This window comes from Streptomyces sp. DG1A-41, assembly GCF_037055355.1.
GTDB lineage: Bacteria > Actinomycetota > Actinomycetes > Streptomycetales > Streptomycetaceae > Streptomyces.
Genome location: NZ_CP146350.1, coordinates 719,815 through 744,669 on the forward strand (window position 1 = coordinate 719,815; position 24,855 = coordinate 744,669).

Consider the following 24,855-nt stretch of genomic DNA (forward strand, 5'->3'; position numbering starts at 1 on the left):
CTCGGCCGGAGCGTTGCGGCAAGCGCAACTTGTGCAGCGCCCTGTTGCGTTGAATGAAAGGCGCAGGCTGTGCGGGACGATCACCGGGAGCTGCGGCTGTTCCTGCATCTGGCGCAGACGCTCAACTTCGGCCGGACGAGCCTGGACTGTCACGTCAGCCCGGCGACGCTGACCCGGACCGTGCAGCGGCTGGAGGCGGATCTCGGGCACCGGCTGTTCGACCGGGGGCCGCGCGGGGTGTCGCTGACGGCGGAGGGGCACCGGTTCCGCGAGTACGCCGTGCGGGCCCTGGAGTTGTGGCGCGCCTACCGCGAGGAGCATCCCGACCCGGCCGAACTCACCGGCCGCCTCGCCCTGTTCGCCACGGTGACGGCCTGTCAGGCGCTGCTGCCGGACCTGCTGGCGCCCTTCCGTGCCGCGCATCCCCAGGTCCGGCTCGATCTGCGTACGGGTGACGCGGCGGCGGCCCTGGCCCGGCTGGACGAGGGAGAGGTCGACGCGGCCGTGGCGGGAATTCCGCCGAGGCTGCCGGAGCCGCTGGTGAGCCGCACGGTCGCGGTGACCGAGCTGGTCCTGGTCACGGCCCGGGACCGGCCGGATCCCGGGCTCGACGGGCCGTTCGTCCTCCCCCACCGCGGCCTGGTCCGCGATGCCGCCGACCGCTGGTTCCGCGCCCGCGGCACGACACCGGACGTGGCCTGTGAACCCGACGGCCACGAGGGGCTGCTGACGCTGGCCGCGCTGGGCTGCGGTACGGGCATGGTCCCCCGCCTGGTGCTGGAGCACAGCGCGGTGCGGGACCGGCTGACGGTGGTCCCGGCCGATCCGCCGCCGGAGCCGTTCCCGATCGGGCTGTGCGTACGGCGGGCGGATCTGCGGCGGCCGCTGGTGGCGGGACTGTGGAGTCTGGCCCGGTGGAGTCACCGTCTCCGCCCCGACGCACCGTGAAGTCCGGGATTCCACCCTTCCACCGTGCTCCGGCCACCCGCCGCGAGCCTCGCCGAGGCAGGCGAGGACCATCAGCCCGTCGTGGCGCGGTTCCTCACCACGGAAGGGTGCCGCCGGGGCCCACGAACCGTCAGGCCGAGGATCCGCTGTCAATGACCAGGTCGGCGCCGACCACCGCACCGGCCGCCGGCGAGGCGAGATAGAGCACCGCGGCCGCCACCTCTTCGGCCTCCGCGACCCGCCCGAGCGGATTTTCCGTCTTCACCCGCTCGGCACGGTCGGCCTCGGTCTCGCCGGGCCGCAGCGACATGGGAGCGGCAGAGGCGCCGGGGCTGACCGCGTTGATGCGGATGCCCTGGTGGATGTGGTCGCGAGCAGCGGCGCGGGTCAGCGCGGAGACCGCCGCCTTCGAGGCGATGTACGCGGCGGCGTTCGGGATCCGCAGGTGTGCGCCCAGGTTGGAGGAGATGTTGACGATGGTGCCACCGCCGTTCTCCTTCATGTGCGCGATCTCGTGCTTCATCGCCAGCCAGACCCCGGTGACATTGGTCCGCAGCACCGCGTCCCAGTCCTCCTCGCTCACCTCTCCGGCGGGCACGGTGCCGCGGAGTATCCCCGCGTTGTTGACCGCGATGTCCAGTCCGCCGAAGCGGGTGACGCTCTCGCGTACGAGGTTTTGGAGCCCGCCGGAGTCGGTGACATCGGCGGTGACGGCGGCGGCCGAGCCGCCGGCGGCCTCGATGAGACCGGCCGTCTCGTGCAAGGAGGCCGCGGTACGTCCCGCGACGACCACGGATGCGCCCTCGGCGGCGAATGCGAGCGCGATCGCGCGGCCGAGGCCGGAGCCTGCGCCGGTGACGAGGGCGGTCTTGCCGGTGAAGCGGTTCATTGCGGTGGCTCCCTTGGGCGATGGGTTACTTGGTGCGGTGGTTCAGGAGGGCGACTGCGGCCAGAGCGGCCCCTGTCGAGGCCAGGGAATCGGCGTCGCTGCCGAGCGTGAGCAGGAGCGCGAACAGGACGGTCGGACCGGATTCCATCGCGGTGTTCAGCGCGCCGCCCGCGAGCCCGGTCTGCTGCCGCGGCACGCCTTCGGTGGCGAGTACGGCGGCTCCTGCGAAGGAGGCCGCCGTGCCGGTCGGCAGCAGCACGAGGCCCGGCAACAGTCCGTACCCGTAGGGAATGTGTGCGTCGGTCCCGGTGAGCGCGAGGAGGGCGAGCCCGGCCGCGCCGGTGCCGAGCCCGGCGACCGTGACGGTTCGGGCCCCGTGCCGGCCGATGAGAGGTCCTGCCGCGCGGCCCGAGGCGATCAGCGCAGCAGCGAACGGTACGAACGCCGCCGAGGTCTCCAGCGGTGACCAGTCACGCACCTGCTGGAGGTGGAGCGAGAGGACCACGAAGGTCATCGAGGTTCCGCAAGCGCTCAGCGCGATGGCCGCGAGGGCGAGGACTCGCCGCCGGTCGAGCAGGAAGCGGGGCGGCAGCAGCGGGTCGCGGGCACGGCGCTCGGCATACCGGAACGCGACCAGCAGCGTGGCCCCGGCGAGCAGCGGCACGAGCACGCCGGCCGACGACCAGGGGTGGGTGTCGGTGACGACGAGCCCGTAACTGGCGAGGGTGATTCCGGCGGTGGCGAGCAGAGCACCCGGCAGGTCGAGAGTCCTGCCCCGGCTCGGCGTGGTGTCCGGCAGGAGACGGGGAGTGAGGGCGAGGGCCGCGAGGGCCACCACGAGTGGTACGGCGAAGGTGCAACGCCAGGACGACAGCGCTGAGATGACGCCGGAGAGCAGGTTGCCCGCGGTCGCGCCGAGTACCGAGAGCCCGCCCCAGGTGGCCATCGCCCTGCCGTATGCGGCGGAGGAGGGGAAGGCGGCGCGCAGCACGGCCATGGCGGCGGGCGCGATCAGAGCCGCCCCCGCGCCCTGCGCGAAGCGCGCGGCGAGCAGAGTCCCGATGCCGGGGGCGAGCGGGGCGACGGCCAGTGCGGCGGCGAAGAGGACAAGGCCCGCGGTGAGGGCGCGCCGCCCGCCGTAGCGGTCGGCGAGGCGTCCGCCGAAGAGCAGCAGTCCGGCGAAGGTCAATCCGTAGGCGGCGCTGAGCAGGATCAAGTCGGCTCGCCGCAGGCCGAATTCGCGCCCGATGGCGGGCAACGGTACGGCGATCGAGGCAAGCGTGAAGATCAGCGTGGTCTGGACGCTGCCCAGGAGGACGAAGGCGCATCGCTGCCGCATGGCGGCAACGCGGGCGGCGTCCGTGGCGGTCATACCTCCCCCTATTTTTGACCGATCGGTTCATTATTCGGGCACTCTGAAGGAAGCCAGGTGGCTGTGAAAGGTGTCATTCAGTCCAGCAGGGCCAGCGCCTGCTCGGCCGCGTCCCGCACCCGGGCGGGATCGTTCGACGCCTTGCCGACGACGCGCAGGCCCTGCAACAGGACGAACAGCATGCGAGCCAGCGCGCGCGGATCACGGTCCTCGGGCAGCTCACCCTGAGCCTGGGCACGTACGAGCGCGGAGTGCAGCGGGGTCTCGACGTGCTCCCAGCTGATCTCGACCCGACGGGCCGCCGCGGGGTCGTGCGGGGCCAACTCGGCTGCGGTATTGGTGACGAAGCAGCCGTTCAGCCGGCCCTCCGGGGATGCCGCCTCCGCGGCGAAGCGGCGCACCACCGCCCGCACCGCGGGCAGTGCGGGGCCCGACTGGGACAGCTCGGCCAGGAGAAGCGGGTCCCGCATCTCGGCGTACCGGTCCAAGGCCTTCAGGTACAGCTCGTGCTTGCTGCCGAAGGTCGCGTAGATACTGGCGCGGCCGATGCCGAGATGCTCGACGAGGTCGCTCATCGACGTCGCTTCGTAGCCGCGCCGCCAGAACAGCTCAAGGGCCGACTGCAGCGCGGCGTCCGGATCGAACTCCTTGGTCCTGGCCACACGAAGACCATAGGCGTATCCAGAACGATCAGTCAAATAACTGGATGGTGTGCCAGCCGGTGGTGTGCTGCTCGACGAGGTGGGCCTTCAAGCCCGAGGGCGAGCCTAGGTGAGCGCCCCGAGCGGATCGTCCAGTACCGGCTGCCACGCCAGTTCGGCCGCGCCGACGAGGCTGTTGTGGTCGAGGGTGCACGGCAGGATGGGGACCCCGCCGCTCTGGCCCCACAGGCTGCGGTCGGCGACGACGGCACGGAGTCGGTCGGGGTCGGCGTCCAGGAGGGTGCGGTGCAGGCCACCGAGGATGATGCGGTCGGGGTTGAGGATGTTGACGAGGCCGGCGAGTCCGAGGCCGAGCCGGTCGATGAGGGTCTCGGTGGCGGTGCGCACGCCCGGGTCGTCGTAGTGGTGGCGGATCAGGTCGATGGACTGCTGGAGCAGGGACACCTCGGGTCCCGGTTCGCGCCCCGCCGCCGTGAGGAAGGCCAGCGGGTCGGTCTCCACGTCCAGGCAGCCGCGGCTGCCGCAGTGGCAGGGGCGGCCCTCGGGGTGCACGGTGAGGTGGCCGACCTCCAGCGCCAGGCCCGAACTGCCCCGGTGGAGGCGGCCGTCGAGGACGAGCGCGCCGCCGACGCCCCGGTGGCCTGTGGCCACGCACAGCAGGTCGCGGGAGCCGCGGCCGGCGCCGTGCCGGTGTTCGGCGAGTGCGGCGAGGTTGACGTCGTTCGCGGCGAACGCGGGTCCGTCGAGGCCGGCCGCGCGCACCTGCTCGGCGAAGATGTCCCGTACGGGCGCGCCCGCGGGCCAGGCCAGGTGCAGCGGGTTGAGCGCCAGGCCCTCGGGCTCCGCGACTGCGGACGGTACGGCGAGGCCCGCGCCCACGCACCGGCGCCCGGTCTCCCCCAGCAGCTCGGCGCCCGCCGAGACGACGGAGGCGAGCACCTTCGCCGGGTCGGCGTCGACGACCTCGCAGCCCGGCGCCGTGGCGACGATCCGGCCGCCCAGCCCGACCAGCGCCGCCCGGAACCCGTCGGCGTGCACCTGCGCGGCGAGCGCGACGGGCCCGTCCTCGGCGACGGCCAGCTTGTGCGAGGGCCGGCCCTGCGAACCCGCTGCCGCGCCGGGCCGGGCGTCGACCCGGATCAGGCCGAGCGCCTCCAGTTCGGCGGCGACCGCTCCGGCCGTCGCCCGGGTCACCCCGAGTTCGGCGGTGAGGACGGCCCGGGTCGGCGCGCGCCCGGTGTGCACGAGCTCCAGCGCGGGTCCGAGCGCACCGCGCCCCCGGTCCAGCCGCGTCCTCGAGGTGCTCCCATCCCCCGCCGGCCGGGGGTCCGCCTTCCCGCTCATGAGGGCGAGTCTCCCATGATCCGTAGGGCCGGCGGCTTACAGGCCGCTGACCCGGAGCGTGATGTTGAGCCGTCCGGTCAGGCCCAGCCCGGGCGGTGCCGTGCCCCCGTTAACCCGGGGGACCCCGTGGTAGGCGAGCCGGGACGGGCCTCCGAAGACGAACAGGTCGCCGCTGCGCAGCTCGACGTCGGTCCAGGGCCGGGTGCGGGTCTCGGTGTTGCCGAAGCGGAACACGCAGGTGTCGCCGAGACTCAGCGACACCACCGGCGCGTCCGGCTTCTCGTCGCTGTCGCGGTGCATGCCCATCCGGGCGTCGGCGTCGTAGAAGTTGACGAGGGCGATGTCGTACGCCGGCGCCGGTCCCCCGAGTGTGTCCCGCACCGCCCGGCGGCCCAGCTCGCCCAGCCACTCGGGGAACGGCTTCACCGGCGCGCCGTCGCCGTCGACGACCGTGCGGGCGTAGGCGTAGGGGTACCAGTGCCAGCCGAGGCAGACCTGCCGGGCGGTCATGGTGCCGCCGGGGGTGCGGACCGTGCGCAGCCCGGCCGGCGGGCGGGCCCACGCGCGGCAGGCCTCCAGCAGCTCGCCCTGGCGCTCGGCGTCCAGCCAGTCCGGCACGTGCACCGCGCCCGGCGCCACCTGCGTACGGGCTCGGGGGAACAGTTCGCCGTCCATGCCGTCCATCCTCCCCGACCTGGCCTGAGCTGCGGCTCGGCTAGCCTGGACGCACGATGAACGACCGTATGACGACGCCCTGGGGCGAGCTCGCGCTGACCCGTTTCCCCGAGGACCCGCGCGACAGGCTGCGTGCCTGGGACGCCTCCGACGAGTACCTGCTGAGGTATCTGGCGCGGGAGGGGGGCCCGCTGTCGGGGACGGTCGTGGTGGTCGGGGACCGCTGGGGCGCCCTGGTCACGGCGCTCGCGGAGCACCGGCCGGCGCAGATCACGGATTCCCACCTGACCCAGGAGGCGACCCGGGCGAACCTCGCGCGGCACGGCGTCGAGCCCGGCGCGGTCCGGCTGCTCACCACGCAGGACCCGCCACCGGACCGCGTCGACGTTCTCCTCGTGCGGGTGCCGAAGAGCCTGGCGCTGCTGGAGGACCAGTTGCTGCGGCTGGCGCCGGCGGTGCGGGCGGGGACGGTCATCGTGGGCACGGGCATGGTGAAGGAGATCCACACTTCGACGCTGCGGCTGTTCGAGCGGATCCTCGGCCCGACCCGCACCTCGCTCGCGGAGAAGAAGGCCCGGCTGATCTTCTGCACGCGGGATCCAGCGCTGGAGCGGCCCGCCAATCCGTGGCCGTACGTCCACACGCTCCCGGACGGCATCGGACCGGCGTCGGGGCGCACGGTCGTGAACCACGCGGGTGTGTTCTGCGCCGACCGGCTCGACATCGGCACGCGGTTCTTCCTGGAGCATCTGCCGAGCGGCGGGGGCGGCCGGCGGGTGGTGGACCTGGGATGCGGCAACGGCGTGGTCGGGACGGCGGTGGCGCTGGCCGACCCGGGGGCCGAGGTGCTGTTCGTGGACGAGTCGTTCCAGGCCGTGGCGTCGGCGGAGGCGACGTACAAGGCGAACGCCGTGCCGGGGCACGCGGAGTTCCGGGTCGGCGACGGGCTGGCGGGCGTGCCGTCCGGCAGTGTCGACCTGGTCCTGAACAACCCGCCGTTCCATTCCCACCAGGCGACGACGGACGCAACGGCCTGGCGGATGTTCACCGGGGCGCGGCGGGCGCTGCGGCCGGGCGGCGAGCTGTGGGTGATCGGCAACCGGCATCTGGGCTACCACGTGAAGCTGCGGAAGCTGTTCGGCAACAGCCGGCTGGTGGCGAGCGACCCGAAGTTCGTGGTGCTGAAGGCCGTCAAGCGGTAGCCGCGCCGAGGGTCTGGAGGGTCCTGGCCACCGCCTGGGCCATGGCCTCCCGCGCCACCGTCAGGTAGCCGCGCGGGTCGACCGCCTCGGGGCGGTCCGCGAGGAACTCCCGGATCGCGCCGGTCAGCGCGATGTTCAGGGCCGTGCCGATGTTGACCTTGGTGATGCCGCCCGCGACCGCCGCCGTGAGTTCGCCGTCCGGGACGCCCGAGGAGCCGTGCAGGACGAGCGGGACGTCCAGCGCGGCCGACAGCTGTTTGAGCAGGGCGTGGTCGAGGGTGGCGGTACGGGTGGTCATGGCGTGGGCGCTGCCGATGGCGACGGCCAGGGCGTCCACCCCCGAGTCGGCGACGAAGGCCCGGGCCTCGTCGGGGTCGGTTCGGGCGCCCGGGGCGTGCGCGTCCAGCGGAGGTCTGCCGTTCTTGCCGCCGATCTGCCCCAACTCGGCCTCGATCCACAGCCCTTGGGAGTGCGCCCAGTCGACCGCCGCCCGGGTCGCGGCGAGGTTCTCCGCGTAGGGCAGCCGGGCCGCGTCGTACATCACGGAGCTGAAGCCGGCCTCCGCGGCCTGGTGCAGAAGGGTCTCGCTCTGCACGTGGTCGAGGTGCAACGCGACCGGTACGGCGGCCCGTTCGGCCGCGGCGACGGTGGCACGAGCGAGCGGGAACAACTGTCCGCCGTGGAACTTGACCGCGTTCTCACTGACCTGGAGCACCACGGGGGCGGGCGCGGACTCGGCGCCCGCGATGACGGCCTCGACGTGCTCCAGCGTGATGACGTTGAAGGAGGCGACGGCCGAACGCGCGGCGGCGGCACGGGTGATGAGCTCGCCGGTGGTGGTGAGGGGCACGGTGCCTCCGAGGTCAGTGGGCGAGGATCACCGAGCGGGTGAGATGGCGCGGCTGGTCCGGGTCGAGGCCGCGTGCTGCGGCGACGGCGACCGCGAGGCGCTGGGCCCGGACGAGTTCGGCGAGCGGGTCCAGAGCTCCGGCGATCCACAACGCACCTGTACCGCACACCTGTTCGGCGAGGCCGTCCGGCGCGTCCCCGAACATCCAGGTCGCGGTGCCGCTCGCGGTGACGCTGATGGGGCCGTGCCGGTACTCCATCGCCGGGTAGGCCTCCGCCCAGGACAGTGACGCCTCACGCATCTTCAGCCCGGCCTCGTTGGCCAGGCCGACGGTCCAGCCGCGCCCCAGGAAGGTGAACTGGGCGCAGTCGGCCAGGCCTTCGGGCAGGGGCTCCGCCAGGGCCGTGTGCGCGTCGGTGACGGCGGTGCCGGGGTGGAGTCCCAGGTGGGCGCGGAGCAGGGTGAGGGCCGTGGTGGCGAACCGGGTCTGTACGACAGAGCGTTCGTCCGCGAAGTCGAGGACGGCGAGCTGGTCGGCTGCCGCCTTCACGGGCGTGTCCGGGTCGGCGGTGATCGCGGTGGTGCGGGTACGGCCCTTCAGCCTGCCGAGCAGATCGAGGACCTCGGTCGTGGTGCCGGAGCGGGTGAGGGCGACGACCCGGTCGTAGGCGCGGCCGGACGGGAACTCCGAGGCGGCGAACGCGTCGGTCTCACCCTGGCCGGCGCCCTCGCGCAGGGCCGCGGCGGCCTGCGCCATGAAGTACGACGTGCCGCACCCGACGATCGCGACCCGCTCCCCAGGCGCCGGCAGCACCTCCGCGTAGCCGGGCGCCTGTGACGCGGCGCGGGTCCAGCACTCGGGCTGGCTGGTCAGCTCGTCCTCGACATGCGTCATGCCGCATCCTCCGCCCTGATTGTTCCTGCAAGATATAGCCAGCTTTCGAGCATAATCAAGCATTCGTGGGGATCGGCTGCGTTAGGGTCGCGCCGGAGATCGAAGAAGACGTGGAGGTGCGGATGTCGCGCGACGCCCGCTGGAAGGCGCTGCTGGAACTGCTCGTCGAGCGCGGCCGGCTGGACGTCGAGGAGGCGGCCGGGGAGCTCGGGGTGTCGGCAGCGACGATCCGCCGCGACTTCGACCGGCTCGCCGAGCAGCAGATGCTGGTGCGCACGCGGGGTGGCGCGGTCGTGCACGGCGTGTCGTACGAGCTGCCGCTGCGCTACAAGACGGCCCGGCGTGCCTCCGAGAAGCAGCGCATCGCGAAGGCGGTGGCGGAACTGGTCGCACCGGGTGAGGCGGTCGGGCTGACCGGGGGCACGACCACCACCGAGGTGGCGCGGGCCCTGGCCGTGCGCGGGGACCTGGCGTCCGGCTCGCCCGCGCTGACCGTCGTGACGAACGCGCTGAACATCGCGAGCGAGCTGGCCGTGCGGCCCCAGTTCAAGATCGTGCTGACCGGCGGGGTGGCGCGGGCCCAGTCGTACGAGCTGGTCGGGCCGCTCGCGGACGCGGTGCTCGGACAGATCACCGTCGACGTCGCGGTGCTCGGCGTCGTCGCCTTCGACGTCACGCACGGGGCCGCGGCGCACGACGAGGCGGAGGCCGCGATCAACCGGTTGCTGTGCGAACGGGCGGAGCGCGTGGTCGTGGCCGCCGACTCCAGCAAGCTGGGGCAGCGGGCGTTCGCCCGGATCTGCGGTGCCGAGGCGGTGGACACGCTGGTCACGGACACGGCGGCCGACGCGGAGACGGTGCGGCGGTTCGAGGAGGCCGGGCTGCGGGTCGTCACGGTGTGATCCTCGTACCCCGCCCGTAGGTCCTGGGTGTCCGTAAAGTCCCGTCGTCCGCCCGGAGGGCGGGCCCTGCGGCGTCCGTTGCGCGCTCTGGGGGTACCCCCTGCTCGAAGAGCTATGGGGGAGTGCCGGGCGGACGCCCGCGTACTGGTTGTACGCGGGCGTCGGACCGGTGCGGCGAGAGGGCGTGCCGGGCATCGCAGGGCAGGCGGGACTTCGCGGACACGCCCTAGGCTGGGGCTGAGGCGCGTACCTGGCCAAGGAGGCGGTCATGGTCGGACCAGCGGAGGACCACGACGTGCCGGGCCGTCGGCGGTATCTGCCGATCGCCGAGCACGGGCTGATCGGCGATCTGCGCAGTGTGGCCCTGGTGGGCACCGACGGCACGATCGACTGGTACTGCTGTCCGTCCTTCGACGCGCCCAGTGTGTTCGCCTCGATCCTGGACGCGGAGCGCGGCGGCTGCTTCGAACTGGCGGCGGCGGTGCCGGCGCGGACCAAGCAGTTCTACTTCCCCGACACCAACGTCCTGATCACCCGGTTCTTCACCGAGGACGGCGTCGGCGAGGTACAGGACTTCATGCCGGTCGACGGCACGTCGGCGGAGGCCGAGCGGCACCGGCTGATCCGCAGAGTGGTGTGCGTACGCGGCTCGATCCCCTTCCGTACCCGCGTCGCCCCCCGGTTCGACTACGGCACCCGGCCGCACACCGTCCGGCTGGCCGGTGAGACGGCGATCTTCGAGGCGGAGGGGCTGGCGCTCGCGCTGACCGCGACCGCGCCGCTGGAGACGGACGGGCCGGACGTACGCGGGGACTTCAAGCTCTCCGAGGGCGAGTCGGCGGTGTTCGCGCTGGACAAGGTGGGCGGCGACGTGGTGCCCCGCCGGTGTGCGCACACCGAGGCGGAGGAGCAGTTCGCGGCGACGGTGGCGTACTGGCGGCGCTGGCTGTCCGCCTCGAAGTACCGGGGCCGCTGGCGGGAGATGGTGCACCGCTCGGCGCTGACGCTGAAGCTGCTCACCTACGCGCCGACCGGGGCGATCGTGGCCGCGCCGACGACGAGTCTGCCCGAGCAGCTCAGCGGCGAACGCAACTGGGACTACCGGTACGTGTGGGTGCGCGACGCGGCCTTCTGCGTCTACGCCCTGCTGCGGCTGGGCTTCACCGGCGAGGCCGAGGCGTTCATGGAGTTCGTGACCCGGCACGTCAGCCCGGGCGACGGCAAGCCCTCCGGCCCCTTGCAGATCATGTACGGCATCGACGGGCGCACGGAGCTGCCCGAGACGACACTCGACCATCTGGAGGGCCACCAGGGTTCCGCGCCGGTACGGGTCGGCAACGCGGCGGCCGACCAGCTCCAGCTCGACATCTACGGCGCGCTGATCGACTCCATCTACCTCTTCGACAAGTGGGCCAAGCCCATCTCCAGCGACCAGTGGGACGACGTGTGCGCGCTGGTGGACTGGGTGTGCGAGAACTGGGACCAGCCCGACGAGGGGGTCTGGGAGACGCGGGGCGGACGCAAGAGCTTCCTGTACTCGCGGCTGATGTGCTGGGTGGCGATCGAGCGTGCCATCCGGATGGCCAACCGGCGCGGCCTGCCCGCCGATTTGCCGCGCTGGCGGGAGTGCCGCGACACGATCTACCGGCGGATCATGAGCCGGGGCTGGTCGAAGGCGCGCCGGGCCTTCGTCCAGCACGAGGACGGGGACGTGCTGGACGCGGCCGTGCTGATGATGCCGCTGACGAAGTTCATCGCCCCGACCGATCCGAAGTGGCTGTCGACGCTGGACGCGCTCACCGAGGAACTGGTCTCCGACTCGCTGGTCTACCGCTACGACCCGCAGGCCAGCCCCGACGGGCTGCGCGGCGACGAGGGCACGTTCTCCATCTGCTCGTTCTGGTACGTCGAGGCCATGGTGCACGCCGGCCGGATCGACGAGGCGCGGCTCGCCTTCGAGAAGATGCTGACGTACGCCAACCATCTCGGCCTGTACGCCGAGGAGATCAGCCACACCGGGGAGCAGCAGGGCAACTTCCCGCAGGCGTTCACGCACCTCGCGCTGATCAGCGCGGCCTTCAACCTGGACCGGGCGCTCGGCTGACGGTCAGTGCCCGTGGCCGTCGTCCGTATGCCCCTCGGGGGTACCGGATCCGGCCGCCGCTCCCCCGGCCCTGACGGTGAACGCCGCCGTGTGGACCTTTCCGTCGCGCTTGAAGTCGAGGAACAGTCGGTAGGAACCGGCGCTGGGGGCCGTGGCCGTGAAGGAGATGTCCGGGCCGGGCCTGGTCTTTCCGTCGCCGGGTTCGCCGTTCGGGTGGACGTGGAGGTAGGCGAGGTCGCCGGAGCGCAGGGCGACGAGGTGGCCGTAGGCGCCGAGGTAGGGCTGGAGGTTCGTGACGGGCTCGCCGGCGCGGGAGACCTTCAGCTTCAGTTCGCTCGCCTTGCCCGGCCTCAGGTCGCCGGACAGCTTCACCTCGTACCCGTTGGTCCTGGCCGTGGTGCTCGGTGCGGGCAGTTCCTTCGGCTGGTACGGGCCGGAGGCGGCGAGGTCGGCGCCGAGTGTGAGGTTCCGGGCGTCCTTCTTCGCCGGGGTGAAGTCGGCGAAGACACGGTAGCCGCCCGGGCGGGGCAGGTCGACGGGGGTGCTCCAGGTGCCGTCGGCGGCGCGGGTGGGATGCAGATGGCGGTAGGTGACCAGGTCGCGTGAGGCCACGATGAGGTGCAGTTCCTTCTCGTGTTCGCGCTGGTAGGCGGTGACGGCGCGGCCGTCGCCGTCCCTGACCGTGAAGCGCAGGTCGGACCGCTGCCCGGCGGTGACGCTCGGGGTCTGGAGGTCGAGGGTGTAGCCGTCCTCGGAGATCTGGAGCCCGCCGGCCGGGGGCGTGTCGTGCCCGGTGTGGCCGCCGGCCGCCTCGGGCCGCGGCGCGGGGGTGTGCTCGTCCTTGTGTGTCGGTGGGCTGTCGGCGACGACGGGGTCGATTCCCTGACCGACGCCGTAGGCCGTACCGAAAGTCGCAGCCAGGACGGCGGCGAAGGTCGTGATCTTCAGTCCGGTGTTCATGGCCGACATCTCCTTCAGAACCGGGCCGCCCGCTCTTCATGCGGGCCTCCATACAGCTCACCATACCCCTGGGGGGTATTAAGTCAAGTGACGATCGCGCTTGCACCTTATACCCCTGGGGGGTATACAGGAACGGGGCGAGGGAATACCCCCGCCCTGTATTCGAGAATCGCGACCGTACCCAGGAGGCACGCCATGCCCGACACCACCTACGCCGTCTCCGGAATGTCCTGCGGCCACTGCAAGGCCACGCTGACCAAGGTCATCGGCGAGCTGGACGGCGTCAGCGGCGTCGAGGTCGATCTCGACGCCGGGCACGTCAGGGTCACCAGCGCCGGAGAGCCCGACGACGCCCTGATCGCCGAGACCGTCGACGAGGCCGGCTACGAGCTGACCGGGCGGGTGTGAGCCATGACCACCGAAACGACCGGCACCGGCGCCGAAGTGGAACTCGCCATCGGCGGCATGACCTGCGCCTCCTGCGCGGCGCGCATCGAGAAGAAGCTCAACCGCATGGACGGGGTCACCGCCACCGTCAACTACGCGACCGAGAAGGCGAAGGTCAGCTACGGCGGTGACGTCTCCGTCGGCGACCTGATCGCCACCGTCGAGGCGACCGGGTACACCGCGCAGGAACCCGCTCCTCCCGCCGGGCAGAGGGAGGAGACCGAGGAGCCCGAGGAACTCCGGCCGCTGCGGCAGCGGTTGGTCACGGCCGTGGCGCTGGCCGTTCCCGTCGTGGCCATGGCCATGATCCCGGCCTTGCAGTTCGAGTACTGGCAGTGGCTGTCGCTCACGCTGGCCGCGCCCGTGGTGACGTACGCGGCGTGGCCCTTCCACAAGGCGGCGTTCACCAACGCGCGGCACGGCGCGGCCACCATGGACACGCTGATCTCGGTGGGCGTCTCGGCCGCGTTCCTGTGGTCGCTGTGGGCGCTGTTCCTCGGCACCGCGGGCACGCCGGGCATGACGCACCCCTTCGAGTTGACCATCGAGCGCACGGAGGGCGCCGGGAACATCTACCTGGAGGCCGCCGCGGGCGTGACCGCCTTCATCCTGGTCGGGCGGTACTTCGAGGCCCGCGCGAAGCGCAAGGCGGGCGCGGCCCTGCGGGCGCTGCTGGAGCTGGGCGCGAAGGACGTCACCGTGCTGCGCGCCGACGGCCGTGAACAGACCGTTCCGGTCGCGGGGTTGCGGGTCGGTGACCGTTTCCTGGTGCGGCCCGGCGAGAAGATCGCGACCGACGGGACGGTGGTCGAGGGCTCATCCGCCGTGGACGCCTCGATGCTCACCGGCGAGTCCGTGCCGGTGGAGGTCGGCTCGGGCGACCCGGTCACCGGCGCCACGATCAATGCCGGCGGACGGCTCGTGGTGCGCGCCACGCGCGTCGGTGCCGACACCCAGCTGGCCCGCATGGCCCGGCTGGTGGAGGACGCGCAGAACGGCAAGGCCGCCGCGCAGCGGCTCGCGGACCGGATCTCCGCCGTGTTCGTGCCGGTGGTGATCGCCCTCGCGCTGGGCACGCTGGGCTTCTGGCTCGGCAACGGCGTCGGGCTGACGGCCGCGTTCACCGCCGCGGTCGCCGTCCTCGTCATCGCCTGCCCGTGTGCCCTCGGTCTGGCCACGCCGACCGCGCTGATGGTCGGCACCGGGCGGGGCGCGCAGCTCGGCATCCTCATCAAGGGCCCGGAGGTGCTGGAGTCCACGCGCCGTGTCGACACCGTCGTCCTCGACAAGACCGGCACCGTCACCACCGGCCGTATGGCCCTGCTGGCCGTGCACACCGCAGACGGCACCGACGAGGCCGAGGTGCTGCGGCTGGCCGGGGCGCTGGAGCACTCCTCCGAGCACCCGATCGCCCGTGCCGTCGCCGACGGGGCGCTGGAGAAGCTGGGGGCGCTGCCCACGCCGGAGGACTTCGCCAACGTTCCCGGGCTCGGCGTCCAGGGCGTCGTCGAGGGCCACGCGGTGCTCGTCGGGCGGGAGAGGCTGCTCGCAGACTGGGCGATGGAGCTGCCGCAGGGGCTGGCCCGGGCCCGGGCGGCGGCCGAGGACGCCGGGCGCACCGCCATCGCGGTCGCCTGGGACGGTGCGGCGCGCGCGGTGCTGGAGGTGGCCGACGCGGTGAAGGAGACCAGCCCCGAGGCGATCCGGCGGCTGCGCGCCCTCGGACTGACCCCGATCCTGCTGACCGGGGACAACGAGGCGGTGGCCCGGTCCGTCGCCCGCGAGGTCGGCATCGCGCCGGAGCACGTCGTCGCCGAGGTGCTCCCGCAGGACAAGGTCGAGGTCGTCAAGCGGCTCCAGGCCGAGGGCCGTTCGGTCGCCATGGTCGGCGACGGCGTCAACGACGCGGCGGCACTCGCCCAGGCCGATCTCGGTCTGGCCATGGGCACCGGCACGGACGCCGCGATCGAGGCCGGCGACCTGACCCTGGTACGGGGCGACCTGCGGGCCGCGGCGGACGCCATCCGACTCGCCCGCCGCACGCTCGGCACCATCCGCTCCAACCTGTTCTGGGCCTTCGCCTACAACGTGTCGGCCCTGCCGCTGGCCGCGGCCGGTCTGCTCACGCCGATGATCGCCGGGGCGGCCATGGCCTTCTCCTCGGTATTCGTCGTCGGCAACTCCCTGCGGCTGCGCACGTTCCGCGCCGCGGACTGAGGAGGCAACGGCTCTGTGAACCGCCGGCCCGTCAGCGGTGACGCCACACCAGCGTGTAGCGCCAGAACAGGCGGCGGCGCAGGCGCGCGCCGGGCAGGACGGTCCGGGCCTCGCGGACGATCTCCGGGAAGGCCATGTCCGCCGGACTCGTGCGGGCCGTCATCGAGACGGGGCGAGGCGCCGGGCGGCCCCGGTTCTTGAGCAGGGCCATGACCAGGTTGAGCGGGATGGACGCCACCGAGAGCAGGTGGTCGGCGGGCGTCCGCTCCCTGGACACACCGACGATCACCAGGGTGCCGCCGGGAGCCAGACGGTCGCGGAAGGCCTGGAGAGCCTGGGCGAAAGGCAGGTGGTGGACCACGGCGACACAGGTGATGACGTCGTACGGACCGTCGGGAAGCCCAGTCGGCGCGTCGGCCACCGCGTACGTCACCGGGACCGCCGTGGGGGTCAGCTCCCGGGCCCGGGCTGTGATCGCCGGGTCGGCGTCGACCCCGTGCACCCGATCGGCCCGGACGGCCAGCAGCCGGACGAGATCGCCGCTGCCGCACCCCACGTCCAGGGCGCTCCCGACCCGTCTGGGGAACTGCCGCAGGATCCAGCGGTGGAAGTGGGCGTTGTGGTCCCAGGGGTGGGCGGCGTGGAAACGGTCGAGCGCGCGCAGGACCCGGCGTGACAGGGGCATCATGCCCTCAGTTCACCAAACGCCGGTTCCGGCCGAACGTCCCGGGAGGGGGGACGACGTCGCGGGCGTCGGCGCTCTCCGCTGCGCCGCCGGGGCGGCACAGCCGGGCTCAGCCCGCGGGCAGTCACGCCGCTGGGGCGGCACAGGTGGGCGCGGGCGGCACCCCGTAGCGCCGGACTGCGCAACGCCCCGACTCCGGCGCCGACTCCGAGCACCTTCACAGCGCACGGCACGCAACCGGCCCGCACCTCACGACGCCCCCTCCGTAAAGTGGGCACCTGGGCATTCCCGACCCGCAACGGGATAACCCGAGCGCATGAGCCGCCCGCCGAACGCACCGCAGGAGAGCGCATGACCGAGCCGACCACCACCGGACGCGGACGGGTTCTGTCCGCCGTATTCCATGATCTCCGGGCCGTGGACGGCGCCCTCTACGCGGCGGTGGCCGCCACGCCCACGCCGACGCTCGACCGGGCGCTGCGCCGCCTGTCGCACGCGGCGGACCACTCCAAGATCTCCCTCGCCATCACCGCCGCCCTCGCCCTGGGCGGGAAACGGCCGCGCCGTGCCGCACTGGCCGGCGTCGGCGCGATCGCCGTGGCCTCCGCCTCCGCCAACCTGCTCGGCAAGCGCCTGGTCCGCCGGGCACGGCCGGACCGGGAGGCGGCCCGGGTGACCGTGGACCGGCATGTGCCGATGCCGACGTCGGCGTCGTTCCCGTCCGGGCACACGGCGTCGGCGGTCGCGTTCGCCACCGCCGTCGGCGTGATACTGCCGCCGGCGGCGGTGCCGCTGGGGGCGCTGGCGAGCGCCGTCGGCTACTCCCGCGTGCACACGGGCGTCCACTACCCGGGTGATGTCGCCGCCGGCGCCGTCCTCGGCATCGCCAGCGCCGCCCTCGCGCTGACCGTGGCGACGGCCCCGCTGCCGGCGCCGCTCACCGCCCTCCGCGTCAGGTGGCCACGCCCCGCGCGGTAAGCGAAAGCGACCGGGCAACGGAGAGGCGTCCCCGAACGTCGGCCTGCTGCATGAGCCACAAGTACCTGGCACCACACACAAACACCAATTGGCAGTTTGTGCAAAGGTGTTAAGCGCACTCCTGTTGCCGCACCTCGCTCACCGGTGTGTGCAACCGGGAAAATTCCCCAGTTGCACCGGCCTCCGATGGGGAGCGGACGCTGACGTCCCCGCGGGCTCCGTCGGCCGCAGCATCAGGACGGCCGTGACGCGCGCTCCCCTGGTGAGACCGAGTTCGTTCTCCGAAGGCCAGGTAGCGGAGAAGTGGGGGCCCTCGCTGTCACGGGCGCCGCGCACGGTCTTGCCGTCCGCGGTCGGCTGCGGCACGGGCGGATCTCCGGCGATACGCGGCCAGCGGGTCGCCGGCGTGGTCCTGGACGAACGCACTGACGGCGGCGTCCAGCGCCTGCGCCCCGCCCGGCAAGGCGCGGGCGACCAGGCCGGGCAGCATCGGCCAGGCGGGGGTGACCGCGGTCGCGCCACTCGACGTTCACCAGGCTGCCGAATGGCCGCCTATTCCGGCGTACGTCATATTCGACGGCACGCCGATGCCCAGCACCGGACGAGGTGGAAACGCACGCCACATCCTCGGGACCGTTTAGCAAAGAACAGGAAAAAACTCGAAGCCAGAGGCCACTTGTGCCGCCGGTCACCTTCCCGCAAGTCGGCCTTTCGTGCCGCAAAGCTACAGGCGGCGCCAAGTCCCCCCAATGGGGTGAATATCAACCTCGGCGAGGCCCCGCCGGTCCCACTGACCTGCATCGTCGGGGGATTGACGATCACCTTGTGTTGCAGTGTGTGCAGATGTAGCATGCAAAGGCTCATGCGGTCGGATGAGACACTTGATTCGGATTCCGGTGACGGCTCAGGGAAGAAAGACTAGGCCTTCCCGACGGCCCCACTTTCCCTTCAATGCCTCAGCCTTGATTCGTCGACCGAGTTCCCGGGCCCCGTGAGTCAAAGTGGCGCCAACATCACCCCAGTGAAGGTGGGTCACGTGAGGGACGATCACCAGTTGACTGCAGGTGTCGAGGTATCGAAGCCGGTGACTGTGTCACTCAACGATCTCATTCCGAATGAACACATCAGATCAGGCGGAATCAATGAAGATCATGTGAAACTTCTGGCCGAATTAGGTGAGGAGTTACCGCCGATTCTCGCGCAGAAGGGCTCGATGCGCGTTATCGACGGGATGCACAGGTTGCGGGCCGCGGCAGCACGGGGGAAGACTGAGATTCCCGTGCAGTTTGTGGATGTCTCGGACGCCGACGCGTTCTTGCAGGGTGTTGCGGCGAACATCGCCCACGGGCTTCCTCTTTCCACGGCAGAGCGCAAGTCCGCAGCTCTGCTGACCATTCGAATGCATCCCGGCTGGTCGGATCGCGCCGTAGGCCGGGCATGCGGCCTGTCCCACAAGACCGTGGGCACCCTCCGCAGGCGCGCGGGGGACGATCTGATGCCACCCGTCCGGCGGGTGGGCCTGGACGGACGCGAGAGACCGGTGGACGGTACCGCCGGACGGCGGGTGGTGAGGAAGCTGCTCGCGGAAAAACCGGCCGCCTCGTTGAGGGAGATCGCAGTCGAAGCCGGTGTCTCCCCGGGCACTGTCCGCAAAGTGCGTAACGGCATGAGCCGCGAAAACGTGGACGCGGAGGCCCAGCAGCCTCGCGGCGCACTGATGCAAAAGACCCCGCCTCCGTTGGGAACTGCGGACAGGCGAGGGCCATCGCCCCACAAAAAGCGCCCGCCGACCGACCCGACTGATGTGAACACCGACGTCATACTGACTGACGTGAACGCCGACGTCATATTGGAGAGCCTCCGGCAGGACCCCTCTCTGAAGTACCGGTCCATAGGGCGTGACCTGCTACGGCTGCTCCACCAACGGCCTTCTCTCGCCCTGCGAAGAGAGATCATCGCCTGCATCCCGGAACATTGGGCTCCACGTGTGGCCCTGCTCGCCCGTGTCCGTGCCCAGGAGTGGCTGGATGTGGCGGGCGCGCTGGAGAACCCGTACACATAAGTACTGGGTCGCCCCGGCGGGCGAAGATCCCCGAGGAATCGTTGGCACCTCGAAATGCGGCAGCTTGCGCTCATGCAGGCCGGCCGCGCTACTGGACCGTTGTGATAGCAGTAGCGACGCATCGTTGACTATTTTTTATAGCCGCTCGTACGATGGGTCGCCTATTGCAGTAAGCGCTATCTAAGGAGGAGAGCGTGACGCGGATTACCGTGCTGGGTACGGGCTACCTTGGGGCTACTCATGCGGCATGCATGGCCGAGTTGGGAAACGATGTCTTAGGTGTCGATTCAGACCCGGGGAAAATATCGTCCCTCCGCAGGGCAGAAACTCCGTTCTTCGAACCGGGGCTGCACGACCTGGTAGCCAAGCACGTGGCATCGGGAAGGCTTCGGTTTACCCAATCCATGGAGGAGGCTGCCGCCTTCGGCGATATCCACTTTCTGTGTGTAGGCACTCCACAGCTGGAAAGTGGACACGGAACGGACATGCGTTTCGTTGACGGTGTGGTTGACGAGATCGGGCCGTATTTACACCGACCTGCGCTTTTCGTGGGCAAGTCCACCGTGCCGGTGGGGACTGCGGAACGGCTGACCGAGAGGCTGACTCGGCTGGCTCCCGCGGGCGCCGCGGTCGAGGTGGCGTGGAACCCGGAATTTCTGCGCGAGGGGCACGCGGTCGCCGACACGCTTCGCCCGGACAGGATTGTCATCGGCGTGGCCTCCGAGACTGCCGAGCAGAAGCTGCGTGCCCTTTACGCCCCCTTGGCGGACGCGGGAGTTCCGTTCGTTGTGACCGACTTCGCCACCGCCGAGCTGGTGAAAGTCGCGGCCAACGCCTTCCTGTCCACCAAGATCTCGTTCATCAATGCCACGGCCGAGGTGTGCGAGGCAGCGGGCGCGGATGTTTACCAGCTCGCGTCGGCGCTGTCCTATGATCCGCGAATTGGAGGTAACTTCCTGTCCCCGGGTATAGGATTTGGTGGCGGCTGCCTTCCCAAGGATCTTCGGGCATTCGTTGCGCGTGCCGACGAGCTGGGTGTGGGACAGGCTCTCAGATTCCTGAAGGATATGGATGCGATAAACAATCGCAGTCGAAAACGTATGGTCGATCTGGCGCGCCGAGAATGCGGCGATGACTTTTCGGGGAAGCGTGTCGCGGTCTGGGGTGCGGCGTTCAAGCCCGACTCCGACGACGTGCGTGACTCACCGGCGCTCAGCGTCGCTGAAGCCATCCGAGCAGAGGGCGGCCGAGTGACGGTTTACGACCCTCAGGCCAACGACAATGCCCGGAAGGCCCATCCAGAGCTGTATTACGCCGATGACGCGCTGGACGCGGCGGCAGAGGCCGACGTGCTGTTGCATGCCACGGAGTGGAATGAGTTCCGCACCATCGATCCGCACTCCGTGGGGGCAGTCATCGGTTCGCGACGGGTAGTGGATGGCCGAGGATCCCTGGACGAGGACAGATGGCGGGCCGCCGGCTGGACATATCGCGCGCTCGGAAAACCGAGGATCGGCTGACTGGCGACGTGCTCCCGAACAGCGCCGGTGAAACGAGTCACTTGGGTACGGCGTCCTGCATTGTCATGGACGCGTCACGCATCTGCATCGATGGCAGAGGGAGAGACCAATGGTCCATCTGATGAGCCTCGAAGAGGCTGAGAAACTGGACGTCGACCAGGTACACGAGCTCTACCGCACGTACATCAACAGAAGTCAGGTCCGGTTGATGACGTCCTTCGGCTTCGGCCAGGAGCTCGTCGACCACGCGGAGGGCGCCTACGTTCACACCCGCGACGGCCGCAGGATCCTGGACCTCACCGGCGGGGTGGGTGTGCTCAACCACGGGCACAACCACCCCCGCATCCTGGCGGCCCGGCAGCGCTTCCAGGAGCAGCGGCGCATGGAGGTCCACAAGACCTACTTCTCGCCGTATCTCGCGGCGCTGGGCCACAACCTGGCGGCTGTGCTGCCGGGCGACCTGACCCGCTCGTTCCTGCCGAACTCCGGCGCCGAGGCGGTCGAGGGCGCGGTGAAGCTCGCGTACAAGTACCACGGCGGCCGGCGGCGGCAGATCCTGCGGGCCGACATCAGCTTCCACGGCAAGTTGCTGGGCTCCGGCGGCCTCACTGGCGGCGCGCAGAACCACTTCGACTTCCCGACCATCCCAGGCATCCGCACCTTCGCCTACGACGACCTGGACTCGGTGCGCCGGACTTTGGCCGAGGCCCGCGACGCGAACGGCCGCAGCGATGTGTACGCGCTGCTCATCGAGCCCTTCAGCGCATCGACGATGAGCTGGTGCTCGGAGGAGTTCCTGCGCGGACTGCGCGAGTTGTGCACGGCCGAGGACATCGTGCTGATCTTCGACGAGATCTACACAGGCTGGGGCAAGACCGGCAGCATGTTCCACTTCACGCGGTACGAGGGCCTGGTGCCGGACGTGGTGACCACGTCGAAGTCCTTCGGCGGCGGCAAGTCGTCGGTCTCGGCCTACGTGGCGCGTGAGCCGGTCTTCCAAAAGGCGTACGACAACATGACGGACGCCATGATGCAGAGCACGAGTACGACGTACTACGGCTTCGGCGAGGAGACGGCCACCGCCATCGAGGCGATCTCCGTGGCGGTCGAGGACGACTACCCGGCACGGGCACGTGCCATCGAGGCGGCACTGCGGCCGGGCCTGGCGCGCCTCCGCAAGACGTATCCGGACCTGATCGCCGACGTACGCGGCGCCGGCGCGCTGTTCGGGATCTTCCTGTCCGGCGGGCCCAAGGTGCTGGATCTCATCGGCAAGCTGCCGACCAGCGGCCCGGCAAAGGATCCGCTGATCCGCACCAAGATCATCACTGCGGCGGTCATCGACACTCTGTACCGCCGGCACGACATCTACGCGTACTACACGCTCAACGGCCGCAGCCCGCTGGTGGTGAGTCCACCGCTGGTGGCCGGACCCGAGGAGGTCGAGCGGTTCCTCGACGCCCTGGACGCCACGCTCGCGGAAGGCATGGGCCGACTCGTGGGCCGGTTCGTGCGGGAGCGGGTGAGTTCGCTGTGGTGACCGACGGATGGTCCGCGCTGCCCGACCGCGTCACCGTCACGGGTGCCGCCGGCGTGCTCGGCAGCCACCTGGTGGAGCGGCTGTTGCGGGAGCGCAAGGAGGTCCGCGCCTTTGACCTGCGACCGGTGCCCGCGGCCCCCGGTCTCGTGCCGTTCACCGGAGACATACGGGATGGGCGGGCGGTATCCGAGGCTCTGGACGGCGCCGAGGCCCTGGTCCACTGCGCCTCGGCGCTGCCCAGCTATCCCACTGCCGACATCCGCTCGATCGTCGTCGAGGGCACCACGACCGTGCTGGAGGCGGCCCGTGCCATGGCCGTTCCCCGAGTGGTGCACATCTCCTCGACGGCCGTGTACGGGCTGCCCCGGCTGGTCCCGACCCCGGAGGACTTCCCGCACTCGCCCGTCGACCCCTACAGCTCCGCCAAGGCCGAAGCGGAGACGCTCACCGAGCGGTACCGCGCGGAGGGGATGTGCCTGCCGGTGCTGCGACCCAAGACCTTCCTGGGACCGGGCCGGATGGGGTTGTTCGACATGCTGTTCCAGTGGGCCGAGGAGGGACGGCACTTCCCGGTTCTGGGCAAGGGTGACGTGCGCATCCAGATGCTGGCCCTGGAGGACTTGGTGGACGCCGTGCTGACCGTGCTGCGCGCCCCGGACGACGTGGCCTGCGACACCTACAACATCGGCGCCGCCGAGTTCGGCACCCTGCGGGAGGACTTCCAGGCGGTGCTGGACGCGGCGGGCCACGGCAGGCGGGTGGTGTCGGTGCCGGGCCGCCCCGCTGTGGCGGTGCTGCGGGCGCTACAGCGGACGCGGCTTTCGCCGGTGTACGGGCGGCTGCTGTCCAAGTTGCTGGCCGACTCGTACGTCGCGGTCGACAAGGCCCGCGACCGGCTCGGCTTCCGTCCCCGGTTCTCCAATCGGGACGCCATTCTCCGTACCTACGACTGGTGGCGCGAGCAGCGCGCGACGACCGTGGCCGGCACGGCGCGGACGTCGGGCGGCCGGACGAGCCGGGACCCCTGGCGTCAGGGCGTCCTGGGCCTGGCGAAGGTGTTCTTCTGACATGGACGCAACAAACGAGCAGTCCGTCGCTCATCCCCTGGGGCCGACGTCCGACCCGGGGCCTCCAGCCGGTGCCGAGGTCGGCCGGCGCGCACGGCGCCGCTGGTGCACGGGAACCAGGCTGCTGGTCGGAGCCACGGCCCTGTGGGCGGTGCTGCTGGTGCTGCACGTGCTGCTCGCCGGGCGGTGGTGGTTCTGGCTCGTCGTCGAGGCCGTTCCGCCGCTGGTTTTGGTCGTGGTGCCGCTGCTGCTCCTCGCGGCCACCCCGTTCGCCCGGCCCGTGCGCCGGTGGCTCTCCGCCGTCCTGGTCGTCCTGCTGCTGGCCGGGGCATACCTGGTCGGTCTCGGCCCGGGGTGGCCCGGCGAGGGCGACGGGACTGCTCGGGACACGACCGTCAAGGTCTTCGCATGGTCCACGGACTACTGGCAGATGTCCGACGACAAGGAGGACTTCTACGCCTTCCTGCGGCGCCAGGACGCCGATGTGTACCTCCTCCAGGAGTACCTGTACTGGGAGGGCGACCAGCCGGTCCGGATCGACGACTCGAACCGGCTGCGCCGGGAGTTGCCCGGCTACCGCCTGTCGGTGGAAGGCGAGTTGCTGACGCTGTCCCGGCTGCCCGTGGTCGCGGAGCACCACCGCGCCGTGGCGAACACCGGCACGGACTGGTACTGGAAGGGCGCCAAGACCCAGCGCACCGACATCCGCGTCGGCGAGCGCACGGTCTCGTTCTACAACGTGCACCTCCCCGTGCCCTTCCGGGTCGGGGACAACCCGCTCAGCGGCCGGTTCCGTGGCTTCCTGCGGGACCAGTACGCCCGGCGGGACCAGGAACTGCGCGCCCTGCGCTCGGACCTGGAGGACAACCCCCACCCCGCCGTGGTCTCGGGCGACTTCAACTCGCCCTGGATGGGACGGGTGACCCCCCTCGGCGCCGGCACTCGGGGGCACAACCCCGGCTCCCCGCTGTTCGCCTTCTCCTGGCCCGTCTCCGATTACCCGCTGCCGAGGCTGTGGCGGCTGGACTGGCTCTTCACCACCGGAGACCTGACCGTACCCGGCTACCGCTTCCACGGCGGCGAGGCCTTCTCCGACCACGTGGCGCAGGAGATACGCGTCGCCGTCCCGGACGGTGACCCGTCCGCCCGTACCCGCCAGCGCGGTTCCTGACACCCGGCTCCCCCGACCTCGAAGGCACCAAGCCCTAAGCACACCCCCCTGAGACCCCTGGAGGGATCCCACCATGCGGGAACCCGGCATATTCGATGTGACGGTGATGCTCGACTCCTACGCCCCCTACGTCAGCGGGCTCGCGGAGGCGGCCCGGCTGACCGCCGAGGGGCCGCCCGCCCGCGGCCCGCACCGGAGGGCGGACACGACCGTCGCCGCCGGCAGCACCCTCGCCCGGTTACGTGACGAGGCCGGTGAGGAGGCGTTCCGGCAGCTCCTGAGCGGTTCCCCGTCATGAAGCGGCTGGGCAGAGAAGACACCGTGGGCGACCAGGACGGTCTGGCCGCGACCGCATCGCACGGTCC

The 24,855-nt window shown here is 71.1% G+C and carries 22 protein-coding genes; 13 read left to right on the plus strand and 9 right to left on the minus strand.

Annotated features, from left to right (window positions below; genetic code table 11):
• Positions 1–69 precede the first annotated feature (69 nt).
• Positions 70–948, plus strand: coding sequence for an HTH-type transcriptional activator IlvY (gene ilvY, locus V8690_RS03450; RefSeq protein ID WP_338775814.1), 879 nt, complete (start codon positions 70–72; stop codon positions 946–948).
• Positions 949–1,078: 130 nt separating this feature from the next.
• Here ilvY and V8690_RS03455 read toward each other — a convergent pair whose 3' ends face one another.
• The 5 genes from V8690_RS03455 to V8690_RS03475 all read right to left on the minus strand — a co-directional run bounded on the left by V8690_RS03455 (position 1,079) and on the right by V8690_RS03475 (position 5,890).
• On the minus strand, positions 1,079–1,837 hold the full coding sequence (locus tag V8690_RS03455; RefSeq protein ID WP_338775815.1) for an SDR family oxidoreductase: 759 nt from the start codon (positions 1,835–1,837) through the stop codon (positions 1,079–1,081).
• Positions 1,838–1,862: 25 nt separating this feature from the next.
• Positions 1,863–3,209, minus strand: a complete 1,347-nt coding sequence (locus tag V8690_RS03460) for an MFS transporter (protein ID WP_338775816.1) — start codon at positions 3,207–3,209, stop codon at positions 1,863–1,865.
• Between the two features lie 77 nt (positions 3,210–3,286).
• Positions 3,287–3,871: a TetR/AcrR family transcriptional regulator gene (locus V8690_RS03465; protein WP_338775817.1), complete on the minus strand. Its 585-nt coding sequence runs from the start codon at positions 3,869–3,871 to the stop codon at positions 3,287–3,289.
• A gap of 105 nt (positions 3,872–3,976) precedes the next feature.
• Positions 3,977–5,215, minus strand: a complete 1,239-nt coding sequence (locus tag V8690_RS03470; RefSeq protein ID WP_338775818.1) for an ROK family protein — start codon at positions 5,213–5,215, stop codon at positions 3,977–3,979.
• Between the two features lie 36 nt (positions 5,216–5,251).
• Positions 5,252–5,890 (minus strand): alpha-ketoglutarate-dependent dioxygenase AlkB, encoded by a 639-nt coding sequence (locus V8690_RS03475; protein ID WP_338775819.1) that lies wholly within the window; start codon positions 5,888–5,890, stop codon positions 5,252–5,254.
• 68 nt (positions 5,891–5,958) lie between these two features.
• Here V8690_RS03475 and V8690_RS03480 point away from each other — a divergent pair, with 68 nt between their 5' ends.
• Positions 5,959–7,092, plus strand: a complete 1,134-nt coding sequence (locus V8690_RS03480; RefSeq protein WP_338785235.1) for a methyltransferase — start codon at positions 5,959–5,961, stop codon at positions 7,090–7,092.
• On the opposite strand, the gene V8690_RS03485 is transcribed toward V8690_RS03480, so the two are convergent.
• Positions 7,082–7,942, minus strand: a complete 861-nt coding sequence (locus V8690_RS03485; protein WP_338775820.1) for a class II fructose-bisphosphate aldolase — start codon at positions 7,940–7,942, stop codon at positions 7,082–7,084. The two genes, V8690_RS03480 and V8690_RS03485, sit on opposite strands and share 11 nt — an antisense overlap.
• Before the next feature lie 13 nt (positions 7,943–7,955).
• Positions 7,956–8,837, minus strand: a complete 882-nt coding sequence (locus V8690_RS03490) for a sugar isomerase (RefSeq protein ID WP_338775821.1) — start codon at positions 8,835–8,837, stop codon at positions 7,956–7,958.
• Between the two features lie 122 nt (positions 8,838–8,959).
• Here V8690_RS03490 and V8690_RS03495 point away from each other — a divergent pair, with 122 nt between their 5' ends.
• Positions 8,960–9,739: a DeoR/GlpR family DNA-binding transcription regulator gene (locus tag V8690_RS03495; RefSeq protein WP_338775822.1), complete on the plus strand. Its 780-nt coding sequence runs from the start codon at positions 8,960–8,962 to the stop codon at positions 9,737–9,739.
• Between the two features lie 268 nt (positions 9,740–10,007).
• A complete protein-coding gene (locus tag V8690_RS03500; RefSeq protein WP_338775823.1) occupies positions 10,008–11,843 on the plus strand; it encodes a glycoside hydrolase family 15 protein in 1,836 nt (611 codons plus the stop codon).
• A gap of 3 nt (positions 11,844–11,846) precedes the next feature.
• Here V8690_RS03500 and V8690_RS03505 read toward each other — a convergent pair whose 3' ends face one another.
• Positions 11,847–12,803: a hypothetical protein gene (locus V8690_RS03505; RefSeq protein ID WP_338775824.1), complete on the minus strand. Its 957-nt coding sequence runs from the start codon at positions 12,801–12,803 to the stop codon at positions 11,847–11,849.
• A 195-nt stretch (positions 12,804–12,998) separates the two neighbouring features.
• On the opposite strand from V8690_RS03505, the gene V8690_RS03510 reads away from it, so the two are divergent.
• Together V8690_RS03510 and V8690_RS03515 are read left to right on the plus strand one after the other, a co-directional pair.
• A complete protein-coding gene (locus tag V8690_RS03510; protein ID WP_338775825.1) occupies positions 12,999–13,211 on the plus strand; it encodes a cation transporter in 213 nt (70 codons plus the stop codon).
• A 3-nt stretch (positions 13,212–13,214) separates the two neighbouring features.
• Complete coding sequence (locus tag V8690_RS03515) at positions 13,215–15,467, plus strand: heavy metal translocating P-type ATPase (protein WP_338775826.1); 2,253 nt, start codon at positions 13,215–13,217, stop codon at positions 15,465–15,467.
• A gap of 31 nt (positions 15,468–15,498) precedes the next feature.
• Here V8690_RS03515 and V8690_RS03520 read toward each other — a convergent pair whose 3' ends face one another.
• Positions 15,499–16,155 (minus strand): class I SAM-dependent methyltransferase, encoded by a 657-nt coding sequence (locus V8690_RS03520; protein WP_338775827.1) that lies wholly within the window; start codon positions 16,153–16,155, stop codon positions 15,499–15,501.
• Positions 16,156–16,503: 348 nt separating this feature from the next.
• Here V8690_RS03520 and V8690_RS03525 point away from each other — a divergent pair, with 348 nt between their 5' ends.
• The 7 genes from V8690_RS03525 (at position 16,504) to V8690_RS03555 (ending at position 24,788) form a co-directional block, all read left to right on the plus strand.
• Positions 16,504–17,130 carry a phosphatase PAP2 family protein gene (locus V8690_RS03525; RefSeq protein ID WP_338775828.1) on the plus strand — a complete coding sequence of 209 codons (627 nt, stop codon included), beginning with the start codon at positions 16,504–16,506 and terminating at the stop codon, positions 17,128–17,130.
• A 1,036-nt stretch (positions 17,131–18,166) separates the two neighbouring features.
• Entirely contained in the window at positions 18,167–19,192 is a 1,026-nt protein-coding gene (locus V8690_RS03530; RefSeq protein ID WP_338775829.1) for a ParB N-terminal domain-containing protein, read from the plus strand.
• Between the two features lie 194 nt (positions 19,193–19,386).
• Positions 19,387–20,712, plus strand: coding sequence for a UDP-glucose/GDP-mannose dehydrogenase family protein (locus V8690_RS03535; protein WP_338775830.1), 1,326 nt, complete (start codon positions 19,387–19,389; stop codon positions 20,710–20,712).
• 109 nt (positions 20,713–20,821) lie between these two features.
• Complete coding sequence (locus V8690_RS03540; RefSeq protein ID WP_338775831.1) at positions 20,822–22,252, plus strand: aminotransferase class III-fold pyridoxal phosphate-dependent enzyme; 1,431 nt, start codon at positions 20,822–20,824, stop codon at positions 22,250–22,252.
• Positions 22,249–23,319 (plus strand): NAD-dependent epimerase/dehydratase family protein, encoded by a 1,071-nt coding sequence (locus V8690_RS03545; RefSeq protein ID WP_338775832.1) that lies wholly within the window; start codon positions 22,249–22,251, stop codon positions 23,317–23,319. Before V8690_RS03540 ends, V8690_RS03545 begins: the two co-directional genes overlap by 4 nt.
• A gap of 1 nt (position 23,320) precedes the next feature.
• A complete protein-coding gene (locus tag V8690_RS03550) occupies positions 23,321–24,490 on the plus strand; it encodes an endonuclease/exonuclease/phosphatase family protein (RefSeq protein ID WP_338775833.1) in 1,170 nt (389 codons plus the stop codon).
• 73 nt (positions 24,491–24,563) lie between these two features.
• Positions 24,564–24,788 carry a hypothetical protein gene (locus tag V8690_RS03555; protein WP_338775834.1) on the plus strand — a complete coding sequence of 75 codons (225 nt, stop codon included), beginning with the start codon at positions 24,564–24,566 and terminating at the stop codon, positions 24,786–24,788.
• The last annotated feature ends 67 nt before the right edge of the window (positions 24,789–24,855 follow it).

Coding starts and splice junctions, on each gene's coding strand:
- V8690_RS03480 (WP_338785235.1), top strand. CDS start 5,959: ATGACGACGCCCTGGGGCGAGCTCGCGCTGACCCGTTTCCCCGAGGAC.
- V8690_RS03515 (WP_338775826.1), top strand. CDS start 13,215: ATGACCACCGAAACGACCGGCACCGGCGCCGAAGTGGAACTCGCCATC.
- V8690_RS03505 (WP_338775824.1), bottom strand. CDS start 12,803: ATGAACACCGGACTGAAGATCACGACCTTCGCCGCCGTCCTGGCTGCG.
- V8690_RS03470 (WP_338775818.1), bottom strand. CDS start 5,215: ATGAGCGGGAAGGCGGACCCCCGGCCGGCGGGGGATGGGAGCACCTCG.
- V8690_RS03520 (WP_338775827.1), bottom strand. CDS start 16,155: ATGATGCCCCTGTCACGCCGGGTCCTGCGCGCGCTCGACCGTTTCCAC.
- V8690_RS03525 (WP_338775828.1), top strand. CDS start 16,504: ATGACCGAGCCGACCACCACCGGACGCGGACGGGTTCTGTCCGCCGTA.
- V8690_RS03550 (WP_338775833.1), top strand. CDS start 23,321: ATGGACGCAACAAACGAGCAGTCCGTCGCTCATCCCCTGGGGCCGACG.
- V8690_RS03460 (WP_338775816.1), bottom strand. CDS start 3,209: ATGACCGCCACGGACGCCGCCCGCGTTGCCGCCATGCGGCAGCGATGC.
- V8690_RS03455 (WP_338775815.1), bottom strand. CDS start 1,837: ATGAACCGCTTCACCGGCAAGACCGCCCTCGTCACCGGCGCAGGCTCC.
- V8690_RS03475 (WP_338775819.1), bottom strand. CDS start 5,890: ATGGACGGCGAACTGTTCCCCCGAGCCCGTACGCAGGTGGCGCCGGGC.
- V8690_RS03495 (WP_338775822.1), top strand. CDS start 8,960: ATGTCGCGCGACGCCCGCTGGAAGGCGCTGCTGGAACTGCTCGTCGAG.
- V8690_RS03490 (WP_338775821.1), bottom strand. CDS start 8,837: ATGACGCATGTCGAGGACGAGCTGACCAGCCAGCCCGAGTGCTGGACC.
- V8690_RS03500 (WP_338775823.1), top strand. CDS start 10,008: ATGGTCGGACCAGCGGAGGACCACGACGTGCCGGGCCGTCGGCGGTAT.
- V8690_RS03555 (WP_338775834.1), top strand. CDS start 24,564: ATGCGGGAACCCGGCATATTCGATGTGACGGTGATGCTCGACTCCTAC.
- V8690_RS03540 (WP_338775831.1), top strand. CDS start 20,822: ATGGTCCATCTGATGAGCCTCGAAGAGGCTGAGAAACTGGACGTCGAC.
- V8690_RS03510 (WP_338775825.1), top strand. CDS start 12,999: ATGCCCGACACCACCTACGCCGTCTCCGGAATGTCCTGCGGCCACTGC.